The sequence below is a fragment of the Janthinobacterium sp. NFX145 genome, from assembly GCF_049810325.1.
In the GTDB taxonomy this organism is placed as follows: Bacteria; Pseudomonadota; Gammaproteobacteria; order Burkholderiales; family Burkholderiaceae_D; genus Janthinobacterium; species Janthinobacterium rivuli.
Genome location: NZ_CP187360.1, coordinates 1,649,155 through 1,661,462, shown reverse-complemented (window position 1 = coordinate 1,661,462; position 12,308 = coordinate 1,649,155). Strand labels below are relative to the sequence as shown.

The 12,308-nt window shown below is 64.1% G+C and carries 7 protein-coding genes; 4 read left to right on the top strand and 3 right to left on the bottom strand.

Annotated features, from left to right (window positions below; all coding sequences use genetic code 11):
* Positions 1–5: 5 nt before the first annotated feature.
* Positions 6–1,232 (bottom strand): efflux RND transporter periplasmic adaptor subunit, encoded by a 1,227-nt coding sequence (locus tag ACPJXG_RS07415; RefSeq protein WP_425253830.1) that lies wholly within the window; start codon positions 1,230–1,232, stop codon positions 6–8.
* 445 nt (positions 1,233–1,677) lie between these two features.
* Between ACPJXG_RS07415 and ACPJXG_RS07410 the strand changes: the two genes are divergently transcribed.
* Both ACPJXG_RS07410 and ACPJXG_RS07405 read left to right on the top strand, forming a co-directional pair.
* A complete protein-coding gene (locus ACPJXG_RS07410) occupies positions 1,678–3,189 on the top strand; it encodes an ATPase domain-containing protein (RefSeq protein ID WP_425253829.1) in 1,512 nt (503 codons plus the stop codon).
* An 8-nt stretch (positions 3,190–3,197) separates the two neighbouring features.
* Positions 3,198–4,739, top strand: a complete 1,542-nt coding sequence (locus ACPJXG_RS07405; RefSeq protein ID WP_425253828.1) for a hybrid sensor histidine kinase/response regulator — start codon at positions 3,198–3,200, stop codon at positions 4,737–4,739.
* Between the two features lie 3 nt (positions 4,740–4,742).
* On the opposite strand, the gene ACPJXG_RS07400 is transcribed toward ACPJXG_RS07405, so the two are convergent.
* Positions 4,743–6,629, bottom strand: coding sequence for an MFS transporter (locus tag ACPJXG_RS07400; protein ID WP_425253827.1), 1,887 nt, complete (start codon positions 6,627–6,629; stop codon positions 4,743–4,745).
* Between the two features lie 232 nt (positions 6,630–6,861).
* On the opposite strand from ACPJXG_RS07400, the gene ACPJXG_RS07395 reads away from it, so the two are divergent.
* On the top strand, positions 6,862–10,038 hold the full coding sequence (locus ACPJXG_RS07395; RefSeq protein WP_425253826.1) for a DUF2339 domain-containing protein: 3,177 nt from the start codon (positions 6,862–6,864) through the stop codon (positions 10,036–10,038).
* The gene (locus ACPJXG_RS07390) at positions 10,035–11,495 is read left to right on the top strand and encodes a DUF3999 family protein (RefSeq protein ID WP_425253825.1); all 1,461 of its coding nucleotides are present in this window, start codon (positions 10,035–10,037) and stop codon (positions 11,493–11,495) included. Before ACPJXG_RS07395 ends, ACPJXG_RS07390 begins: the two co-directional genes overlap by 4 nt.
* Positions 11,496–11,532: 37 nt before the next feature.
* On the opposite strand, the gene ACPJXG_RS07385 is transcribed toward ACPJXG_RS07390, so the two are convergent.
* Positions 11,533–12,276, bottom strand: a complete 744-nt coding sequence (locus ACPJXG_RS07385; protein WP_425253824.1) for a helix-turn-helix domain-containing protein — start codon at positions 12,274–12,276, stop codon at positions 11,533–11,535.
* Positions 12,277–12,308: the final 32 nt, after the last annotated feature.

Genomic DNA, 12,308 nt, shown 5'->3' with positions numbered 1-12,308 from the left:
CTGAATTAGTGGGCGCTGGCAGCCGATGCTGCGGCAGAAGCGGCAGCGGCAGGCGCAGGAGCAGGCGCAGGAGCAGCGTCGGCCTTGGCCGGTACGGCAACGGCGGGTGCGCCTGGCTTGACTTTTTGCAAGCCTTCCACGATCACGCGGTCGCCTGCGGCCAGGCCGGACGTCACCAGCCAGTTGGTGCCGACGGTGCCGCTGGTAGTCAGCACGCGTTGCTCGACCTTGTTTTCCTTGTTCAGGATCAGGGCCGTTGCCTGGCCCTTCTGGTTGCGCGTCACGCCCACTTGCGGCACGGTGATGGCTTTTTCATCGACGCCCGTTTCCAGCTGAGCACGTACGTACATGCCTGGCAGCAATTCGCCTTTCGGGTTCGGGAACAGCGCGCGCAAGACCACGTTGCCGGTGGTCGGATCGACGCTCACGCCAGAAAACTGCAGCTTGCCCGATTCGCTGTACTTGCTGCCGTCCGGCAGGAGCAAGTCAACCTTAGCCTGGCCTTCGCCGACTTTTTTCAGCGAGCCGTCGGCCATCTGGCGCTTCAGGCGCAGCAAATCCGTGCTCGACTGGGTCACGTCGACGTAGATCGGATCGAGTTGTTGCACCGTGGTCAGGGCTTCGGCCTGGCCCGCCGTGACCAGCGCGCCGGCCGTCACGGTCGAGCGGCTGGTGCGGCCGCTGATCGGCGCCGTCACGGTGCTGTAGCGCAGGTTGATGTTCGCCGATTCCAGCGCCGCAGTGGCGGACTCGACGTCTGCCTTGGCTTGCTCGAACGCGGCGACGGCATCATCGTATTCCTGGCGGCTTACGCCTTCGATGGCAACCAGTTCCTTGTAGCGCGACGCTTTCGGGCCGGCCGTCAGCAAGTTGGCCTTGGCTTTCGACAGCGCGGCCTTGGCCGAATTGGCGGCCGCCTGGTAGGTGGCGGAATCGATCTGGTACAGGGCCGTGCCCGCTTTCACATCGCTGCCTTCGACGAACAGGCGCTTCTGGATCAAGCCACCGACTTGCGGGCGCACATCGGCGACCTGGTAGGCATTCGTACGGCCGGGCAATTCGGCGCTCATCGGCAACGCGGCCGGATTAACAGTAAACACGACCACCTGTGGCGCTTGCTGCGCGTGAGGTGCTTCCTGTTTTTTACTGCAGCCGGCCATGATTACAGTGGCGCACAGAACGGCAATAGCGCCGCTCGTACGCGGCGACGTCAGGGAAAAGGTTGGTTGCATCTTGGACTTTCTGAAAAAGAAGCTGGCTAGTGTCGTTAGAAATGACTAAATTTATTAACGCAGATCAAAGAATGAACGATCATTCTAAAATCGTCAAGCATCGTTACAATTGAAACATAGTAACTATCAAGCGAATTAAATTATCAATGAAGCAATAAAATGAAGACAGCGACAGCGTCTGCACGTCAGCCAGTTCGAACAGGGAGCTGGCGGGCGGCGGCAAAACGGCAATGCGGAAAGTTGGATTGAATGAATACTGTAGCAGGGTAATGCGTTCTTTGCTGAAGCCTTGATCGCGCGCACAACACTGCCTGGCGCCTACACGCCCGGCCACCATAAATATTTACCAATGGTATCGAAAAGACATGCCGCGGCGGACGCGCTAGTATATTGAGCAACGCGTGACCAACACGTGACCACAGCGTGGCAAAGCGGGGGCGCAACGATGACAGCACAGGAGCGACATACAAGACAGCAGGATGGCGCACGCAGCCCGGTGGCGCCGCCACTGCTGTCGACAGGCGTCGCCGGCCTCGACGCCATACTCGATGGCGGCTTGCTGGCCGAACGCCTGTACCTGGTCGAAGGCGTGCCCGGCACGGGCAAGACCACCCTGGCGCTGCAATTTCTGGCCGAAGGGGCGCGCAACGGCGTGCCGGTGCTGTATATCGCCCTGGCGGAATCCGAGATCGAGCTGCGCGGCGCGGCCCTGTCGCATGGCTGGGATCTGGCCGGCATCGCCATCGAAGAAGTGGCGCCCAGCGACGACATCCTCGACCCCGAGCGCCAGTACAGCATCTTCCACCCGTCTGAAATCGAACTGGCCTCGACCAACCAGCGCATCCTCGCCGCCATCGAAAAGCATCGCCCTGCCCGCCTCGTGCTCGATTCGCTGTCCGAACTGCAATTGCTGGCGGAAAACCCGCTGCGCTACCGGCGCCAGGTGGTGGCGTTGAAACAATACCTGGCCAGCCGGCACTGCACTACCCTGCTGATCGATGACCGTTCCGCGCTGGACGACGGCTTGCAAGTGCGTAGCGTGGCTCACTGCGTCATTTCGCTGGAGCTGCAAAATCAGGACTATGGCAATGACCGGCGCCGCGTGCGGGTGGTGAAATACCGGGGCGTGCCGTTTCGCAGCGGCACGCATGACTACAAGATCGCCCGTGACGGCCTGGTCGTCTATCCGCGCCTGGTGGCGGCCGACACGCGCCGCGATGGCGGCCATCAGCACCTGTCGAGCGGCGTACCCGAACTCGACATCATGACAGGCGGCGGCCTGGAAGAAGGCATGAGCACGCTCATTTCCGGCCCGGCCGGCAGCGGCAAGTCCACCCTGGCGGCGCAATTCGTGCACGCGGCAACAACGCGCGGCGAACCGTGCGCCATGTTCCTGTTCGAGGAAGCGCGCAGCAAGCTGCTGAACCGCGCCGACGGCGTCGGCATGCGCCTGCAGGCGGCGCTCGACTCCGGCCTGCTGAGCGCACAGCAAATCGATCCGGCCGAGCTGGCCCCGGGAGAATTCGCCCAGGCCGTCGTCGACGCGGCAGAAAGGGGCGCGCGGGTCATCGTCATCGATAGCCTGAACGGCTACATGCATGCGGTGCCCGATGAACGCTTCCAGAGCACCTATCTGCATGAACTGCTCAATTACCTGAGCCAGCGCGGCGTGGCCACCCTGCTCGTCGGGGTGCAGCAAAACATGCTGGGCACCTCGATGACGACGGCGGCCGACGCCAGCTACCTGGCCGACAGCGTCATCATGCTGCGCTACTACGAAACGGAAGGCGAGGTGCGGCAAGCCATTTCCGTGTTCAAGAAGCGCGGCAGCGCGCACGAGCGCAGCATCCGCCGCTTCGAGATCAGCCCGCAGGGCATCCGCATCGGCCCGGCCCTGGCCGGCTTTCACGGCATCCTGTCGGGCTTGCCCACCATCGGCGGCACGCCCTTCCCCTAGGAACTGCCATGGAGCAGCGCATCCTGATTTACGCGCCTGGTGGCCAGGACGCCGCCCTGGCCACCAGGGTACTCGCCGGCGAAGCCATCGCCAGCCACGCCTGCCGCTCCGCCGGCGAGCTGGCCGAGCAGCTGGCGCTGGGCGCCGGCGGCGTGCTGACGGTGGACGAGGCCTTGCACGCTGGCGCCTACGCCGTGCTCGACGCCTACGCCCGCCAGCAGCCGGACTGGTCCGATTTGCCCATCCTCCTGCTGACGCACGCGGGACTCGATTCGCTGCCCTTGCAGCAAGCCGTCGCCACCCTGGGCAACCTGACCCTGCTGGAACGCCCCGTGCACATACTGACACTGATCACCTCGGCCCATGCCATGCTGCGCGCGCGCCAGCGCCAGTACCAGGTGCGCGAGACGCAGCGGCGCAAGGACGAATTTCTTGCCAGCCTCGGACATGAACTGCGCAATCCGCTGGCGCCCATCAAGACTTCGGTGGCCCTGCTCAAGCACCTGTACCCGGCATCGGAGCAGATCGGCAAAGTGAGCGGCGTGATCGAGCGCCAGGTGACGCACCTGACGCGGCTGGTGGATGACTTGCTCAACGTGGCGCGCATCACCAGCGGCAAGATACTGCTGCAGCGCGAGAATATTGAATTACAACAAGTGCTCGACCATGTGATGGAACTGTGCCAGGCCGCCGCCGACAGCCGGCACATCAGCATCACGCAGGCGTTGCCGCCGCTGCCCATCACGCTGCACGCCGACTATGCCAGGGTGGTGCAGATCTTTGCCAATCTGGTGTTGAATGCCGTGAAGTTTACGCCGGACGGCGGGCACATCCACATCACGGTGCGCCTGGCACAGGGCCTGCTGCAGGTGATGATCGAAGACAATGGCATCGGCATCGAACCGGACGCCATCGCGCGCATCTTTTCCATGTTCGAACAGGGGCGTACGGTGGAAGGCCAGATGGCCAGCGGCCTGGGTATCGGCCTCAGCCTGGCGCGTCAATTTGCCGAGATGCATGGCGGCAGCATCGACGCCTACAGCGACGGCCCCGGCCGCGGCAGCTGCTTCATCGTCAGCTTGCCGGCCAGCGCCAGCGACGCCCCGGCCGTCATGCCGCCGGCTGCCGTCCAGGAGTCCCCCACCGGCGCAAGCGAGCCCGTGCAAGTACTGGTGGTGGACGACAACCTCGATGCCGCCGATTCCTTGCAAAGCCTGTTCCAACTCGAAGGCTATGCCGCCAAGGTCGCGTATGGCGGCGTGCAGGCGCTGGCTGCCGTCGAGATGGCGTGGCCGCAACTGGTGGTGATGGACCTGGGCATGCCGGACATGGATGGTTATGAAGCGGCGCGTCAGATACGCCAGCGCGCGCAGGGGCGCGACGTACTGCTGATCGCCCTGACGGGCTGGGGCCAGGTTGACGCCCGCGCTCGGACCGAGCAAGCGGGCTTCGACCACCACCTGACGAAACCGGTGGATTTCGACGCCATTGCCGCCCTGCTCCGCGCACACCTCGCGCGGCAGGCAGGTGCGGCTACGCAGACGCAATAGCGCTTATTTCCACTTGCCGCGCAATTCCTGCACTTTCTGTTGCAGCAACTCCGGCGTGGCGGCCTCGGGCGCCACGGGCATGCCCACGGCCAGCGACAAACGCGAGCGCAAGCCCGCCTTGAAGGCGCGCTCGAACAAATGGCCGTTGCGATGGCTCAACAGATGCCCCCACAAGCCGCGCAGCGCCAGCGGAATCACGGGCACCTTGCTGCGCTCGACTATCTTCGCAATGCCGCCCTTGAATTCGCTGATCTGGCCGGTGCGCGTCAGCTTGCCTTCCGGGAAGATGCACACGAGTTCGCCCTCATGCAGCGCTTGCGCGATATCGATAAACGCTTTTTCCATCAGGAAAGGATCTTCCTTGGCCGGCGCGATGGGAATCGCCTTGGCCGTGCGGAATATCCAGCCCATCAGCGGCATTTTGAAGATGCGGTGGTCCATGACGAAACGGATGGGGCGGGGGCTGGCCGCCATGATGACGATGGCGTCCACATAGCTGACGTGGTTGCACACCAGCACGGCCGCCCCTTCCGTCGGGATACGCTCGCCATCCACGACTTTGACCCTGTGCACGGTCTGGATCAATATCCACGCCAGGAAACGCATGAGGAATTCCGGCACCAGCGAGAAGATGTAGGCGGCCACCAGCGCATTCAAAATGGCTGTGACGAGGAACAGCTGCGGAATCGTAAACCCTTGCCCCAGCAGCACGATGGCCACGCCGGCCGCCGCCACCATGAACAGCGCGTTCAGGATATTCATGCCGGCGATCGTGCGCGAAATGTGTTTCGGGTCGCAACGCGTCTGGATCAGGGCGAACAGGGGCACGATGAAGAAGCCGCCGAAGACGCCGATCATGACGATGTCGATCAGAATGCGCGGCACGCCCGCCTGGCTGACGAACGCCAGCGCGTCGACCACTTGCGTATTCGCATACGCATTGTTGGCGAAATACAGGTCGATGCCGAACAGCGACAGGCCGATGGAGCCGAACGGCACCAGGCCGATTTCGATCTTGTGGCCGGACAGGCGTTCGCACAGCAGCGAACCCGTGCCGATGCCGACGGAAAACACGGTCAGCAGCAGCACGAACACGCTATGGTCGCCATGCAGGAAATCCTTGGAATACACGGGGAACTGGGCCAGGATCAGGGCGCCGTAAAACCAGAACCAGGAGTTGCCCAGCATGGCCAGGAAGACGGGACGGTTCTTGCGCGAAAAATTCAGGTTGCGGAACGATTCGGCGACAAAATTCAAACTCACCTTCAAGTCCGGCTCGGGCGCCGGCGTGCGCGGCACGCGGTAGCTGGCGATCAGGCCGAACACGGCCACGGCGATGGTCGCGCCGGCCACCAGCTCCACGCCCAGCGGCTTGTGCACGATCAGGACGGCGCCGAGGATTTCGCCCAACAAGATGCCGACAAACGTCCCCATCTCGATCAGGCCATTGCCACCGACCAATTCCTCGGGTTTCAGCTGCTGCGGCAGGTAGGCATACTTGACGGGACCGAACAGGGTCGAATGCACGCCCATGCCCACCACGGCGGCCACCAGCAGCCACAGGGTGTGCGTCATCCAGCCAGCGGCGGCCACGGCCATGATGGCCAGTTCCATCCATTTCACGAAGCGGGCCAGGCCCGCCTTTTCAAATTTGTCGGCCAGCTGGCCCGCCGTGGCCGAAAACACGACATACGGCAAAATGAACAGGCCTGGGATCAGGTTGGTGATGGTGGACGGGTCGAGCGTGGTCCAGCTCAGCGCATCGTAGGCGAGGATCACCATCAGGGCCGTCTTGAACAGATTGTCGTTGAAGGCGCCAAAGAACTGGGTCCAGAAGAAGGGCCCGAAACGGCGCTGCGACAATAAGGAAAACTGGCTGCTTTGACTCATGGCATGGGGAACGGGCAATTAAGGAATTGCTAAAATACAGCACTATCTTGCGCACGACAATCTGAATGTCGTCATCTTGCTTGGCATCAATACGTAAAGCGCCGCGCCGCGCCATGCTGGCGCCGCACCCTACTACTTCCATGGCACAACAAAAAACGCCTTTTTCTTGATAATAAGGTAATGTGCGCATACATCGGGCGCCTTCGCCCTGACCATCCAGGAAAGCTGCCCCATGTTTGGATTGATATCGCTGATCATATTTGGCTTGCTGATCACCGCCTTCGTGCAGGTGCTGCAATACCGCAGGAAAGTGGCCGATCTGGAATTGCTGACGGCGCGCCTGCGCAAGGACGTCGACAGCGTGCAGGCACGCCTGCACACGCTGGAAGGGCGCGCCGAAGCACCAGCGGCCGCGTCTGCCAGCGTGGCGCCAGTGGCCGCGCCGGCGCCCCCACCCGCGCCCCAAGCCGCTGCGATCAAGGTGGCCGAAGTGGCGAAGGCCGCGCCGGCAGCCCCCCCCGCGCCAGCCGCACCCGTGCCGCCGAAACCAGTTCCGCCTGCCCCGCCAGTTCCCCCAAAGTCCGCCCCTGCCGTCCCCAACACCCCTTCCTGGATCGCGCACCCGAACGGTCTCGTTGCCAGGGCGAAGAACTGGCTGTTCACGGGCAACCTGGTCGCCAAGCTGGGCTTGCTGATCCTCTTCCTCGGCGTCAGCTTCCTGCTCAAATACGTGTCGGCGCAGGTCACGCTGCCCATCGAGCTGCGCCTGGCCGGCATCGCGCTGGCCGACATCGCCCTGCTGGCCTGGGCCTGGCGCATCCGCATCAGCCGTCCCGGCATCAGCCTGCCGCTGCAGGGCACGGCGCTGGCGATATTGATGCTGGTGACGTTTGGCGCCTTCCGCCTGTATGAACTGATTCCGGCCGGCATGGCATTTGCCGTGCTGTTCGTGCTGACGGCATTCACGTGTTTGCTGGCGGTGCTGCAAAACGCCGTCTGGCTGGCCGTTTTCGGTATCATCGGCGGCTTTGCCGTGCCTCTGCTCGTGTCGACGGGCAGCGGCAATCATATCGGCCTGTTCAGCTATTACGCGCTGCTCAACGCGGGCGTCTTCGCCATCGCCCTGAAACGCGCCTGGCGCGTGCTGAATGTGCTGAGCTTTGGCTTTACCTTTGTCGTCGCCACCACCTGGGGCCTGCTGCGCTACACGCCCGAGCACTACCTGTCGACGCAGCTGTTTTTGATCCTGTTCGTGCTGTTCTATATCGGCATCGCGATTGCCTACTGCGCGCGCCAGGCGCCGCGCCTCAAGCATTACGTGGATGGCACGCTCGTGTTCGGCACGCCGCTGGCAGCCATGGGCCTGCAATACGGCCTGGTGCGGCACTTTGACCTCGGCCTGGCGTTTTCCGCGCTGCTTGCCGGCTTGACCTACACGGGACTGGCCGTGGCGCTGTGGCGCAGGAACGGCTTCAAACTGCTGGCCGAAGCCTTCCTGGCGCTGGGCATCGTCTTCGGCACCCTGGCCATTCCGTTTGCATTAGATGGCCGCTGGACCTCCGCCGCCTGGGCGCTGGAAGGCGCGGGCATCGTCTGGGTCGGCTTGCGCCAGCGCCAGACGCTGGCCTGGGTCTTCGGTCTGCTGGTGCAGGGGGCCGCCTGGCTGGCTTTCCTCGGCGCCATGCAAGAACTCAATACGGCAGCGGCCCTGGACGCCAACATCTGGCTCGGCTGCACGCTGCTGGCTGCCGCCGCGCTGGTGATGGCCTACAATTTCCGCCGCCACGGCAGTCACTTGCACCCGGAGTTCATGCGCAGCCTGTCCGTGCTGTTCCTGACGGCCGCCACGGTCTGGCTGCTGGGCGGCATCTGGACCGAAATCCTGCTGCGCACGGATGCCGCCACGCAATTGAACCTGCTCACCGTCAGCGCGCTGGCAGTGGCAGCCCTGCTGGCGGCGCTGGCGCGGCGCGAACAATGGCATGCGCCGCGCGCCCTGCTGCTGGCCGTGCAGGTGCTGGCCGGCATGGTCATGCTCAGCCGCGCCAGCTGGGCCTGGGACCAGCACCCGGCCAGCCTGTTCGACGGCTCCTTCCTCAGCGCGCTGCTGCTGGGCGCCGCCGCCTTCGCCAGCGCCCGCTTCCTTGCGCTGCGCGCGCGCGGCGGCGACGAACTGCCGGCCCTGGTAGCGCGTCCCCTGCTGGTGTGGAGCGGCTTGCTGTGGTTTGCCGCCATCCTCGTGCCCTTCACCAGCTGGCTGCTGCGCCTGATCGACGGCGACCTGACGATGCAGCCGCACGCGGGCGAGCACTGGCTGGCCCTGTACCTGATCGCCGTATCCGTCACGACGCCCGCGTTCGCCCTCCTGGCGCGGCGCCTCGATTGGCCGCAGCTGCGCTGGTTCACCGTCGCCGCCTGGCTCGGCCTGGGCTTGTGGAGCGTCAACATGCTGCTGGCGCTGTACCTGCGCGATTACCTGCCGACGGGCTTGAGCTGGCTGGCCCTGGCCAGCGCCCTGGCGGCCGGCGAATACCTGCTGCGGGCCTGGCCGCAGGCGGGCTGGCAACTCGACGTGCGGGCGCAGCGCCTGTTGCATACGCTGCGCACTAGCGCGCCCTGGCTGATGCTGTGGCCGGTTGGCGCCATGCATGTCAGCGCCTGGCTGGCACAGCATGAAGACAAGGTCAGCCCTGCCTGGGCCCGCTACTTGCCGGCGTGGAGCATGATGCTGGTACTGGCCTTGCTGATCCGCCGCTGCCGAGCGAACGCCTGGCCAGTGGCGCCGATTGCAGACTGGTACCAGCGTTATCTGATCCCGCTGGCGGCGGCATGGTCGCTGCTCTTGATCGCCGCATGGAACATTTTCGACGATGGCGCCATGGCCCCGCTGCCCTATTTTCCGCTGCTCAATCCGCTGGACCTGAGCACGGGCTTTGCCGTCCTGCTGGCCATTGCCAGCTACCGTTTATTCCCGGCCGGCCAGATCCCGCTGCCCGCCGTGTGGCAAACGCGCCTGCCAGTCGTGGCCGCGTGCTTGCTGTATGGCTGGTTCAACCTGATGCTGCTGCGCACCGTGTCGCATTACCTGGGCGTGCCATATACCTTTGACGCCATGCTGGCCTCGCAGTTCGTGCAAGCGATGCTGTCGCTCGTGTGGAGCGTCACGGCCCTGCTGCTGATGCGCCACGCGGCGCGCCAGCAGCGGCGCCAGCAATGGAGCATGGGCGCCGTGCTGCTGGGGCTGGTAGTCGTGAAACTGTTTCTGATCGACCTGTCCAACGTGGGCGGCATCGAACGCATCATCTCGTTTGTCGGTGTCGGCTTGCTGATGGTCTTGATCGGCTACCTGGCGCCCTTCCCCAAGGCTGCCGCGCCAGCGCCAGCCGAACCGCAACAAGGAGCCGCATGAAAGCCACATTGATCTGCTGCAGCCTGCTGATGGCAGGCGCCGCGCTGGCCGCGCCTGGCCAGGACCGGCCACAGGACTATGCCTGGAGCATGCCCATCCACTCGCCGGCCGGCGCCGGCGTCGTGCAGCTAACATTGCCCAGGGAAGTCTACCTGCACGCCAGCTCGGCCAACCTGGCCGACGTTCGGTTATTCGACGCCGACGGCAAGCGCCTGGCCTATGCCATCGGCGCGCCGCCCGCGCAATCGGCGACGCAGCGGACAGCCATTCCAGTGCGCATTTTCCCGCTGACGGGCGCGCCGGCAACTGGCGACGGCTTGCAAGGCATCGATATCCGCACGGCCGACGATGGCCGCTTGCTGTCGGTCAGCGCACGCGCCGGCACGGCCACGGCGACGGCGGCGCTGCAAGCGCTGATCCTCGATCTGGGCAGGCAAACGCAAGACAAGCGCATCGCCGCCTTGCGCTTCACGCCACCGCCCCGCACGGACAATTACAGTGCGCAAGTGTTGCTGGAAGTAAGCGACGACCTGAAACAATGGGACGCCATCGGCACCACCACCCTGAATTGGCTCAGCAACAGCGACACGCAAACCCTGGCCAACGACAGCATCGCCTTTGCGCCGCGCGCTTTTCGCTATGCGCGCCTGAGCTGGCAAGCAGGCGAACCGCTGGCCTTTGCGGCGATTACGGCGCAAGCCGTCAGCGAAACGGACATCCCCCCACCGCGCGCCAGCGTCGTGCTGCAAGGCGCGCCCGGCAAGCAGGCAAATGAATGGCGCTACGCCACTCCTCTCGCCATTCCCGCCGACAGCATCGCCCTGCAATTGACACAGACCAATACGGTACTGCCCGTAACCCTGGGCGTGTATCGCCAGAACAGCTATGTTCCCCGGCACCGGCTGCACCTGCGCCACCAGGCGCGTCCCGCGCAAGGCGCCTATTTCGATCCCCTGCTGAGCACCACGTTTTACCGCATCGGCCTCGATGGCAAAGAAAGGATCTCGGGCGACCTGGCCATGCCCGTGACGCAAACAAACGAATGGGTGCTGCAGACCTCCACGGAACATCCTGTCCCCGCAGCCAATGCGCCCTCCTTGCGCCTGGGCTGGACACCGGCCACCGTCGTTTTCCTGGCCAGCGGCAAGCCGCCCTATCAGCTGGCATTCGGCAACAGCAACGCCGCCGCCGTTGCGCAACCGCTGGCGCAGGTGGCGCCCGGCTTCAGGGCGGACGAACTGCTGGTGCTCAAGACTGCCAGCGCCGGTCCGCTCAAACCCAACGGGGGCGTAGAGGCGCCAGCACCCGTCACAAAGGACGGGGCGCCGTGGCGCCTGGCCGCGCTGTGGGCCGCACTGCTGCTGGGCGTGGCCGTGCTGGGCTTTTTTGCCTGGCGTTTGCTGTCGCAGATGAAAGCGGAACATGGCAGTGCCGACAAGCAGGAGCAGGAACATTAACCTTAACCTTAACCGTCTGAACGCGGCACGCGCCGACTCACTGCCGCAGCAGTGCCTTGAACGTCCGCGGCATCCACGGCCGCGCCGCCAGCATGAAGCTGATGGCCAGGCGCTCATCGCCAGGCAGGCGCGCGTCTTCCTGGTGCTGCTGCGAGAATTCCACGGCCACTTGCTTCAGGCGTTCGAGCAAGGCCGCCGTGGATTTTTTCGACAGCATCACGTTCACCAGGCGCAGCAATTCCGTCTCACCATCGAACTGCGAGTTCAAATAGTCGCCATAGGCTTCCTTTTTGAAATACGTGTGGATAGGACCGTTCGGTATCCATGCAAACGTGCGCGCCACCAGCAGTTTGACCCGGTTATTCGGCAGCAGTTCCAGAAAACCGATCTTGTCGAGACGCAGCAGGTATTTCACGGCTTGCGCCTCGCTGATGTCGTAGATGGCGATGATCTGTTCCAGCGGCAGCAGGTTCAAGGCGGAGACGGCCACCACGAACAGCCTGGGATCGTCGATGATTTCCTTCTCTTGCGCATACGTCAGCCCCGTGATCAGGGTCGGCGTGGCCTGCGCCGCATGTACGGCCTGCGCCAGTTGCTGGAAATCGCTGCCGATGGCGACCAGGATCTGGTCCAGCCGCTGCAGCGTGAATTGCTTCTGCGAAAACATGCGCTTGACGCTGGCTTCGGACATGCCGATGCGCTGCGCCAGTTCGGCATACGTGACGGAGCGCGCTTTCAACAGGCGTTTCAGGGCTTCGATCAAGGCGTGGGTCTGGGGCATGGCGATCCTTTAATTACTACAAGCCAATATAG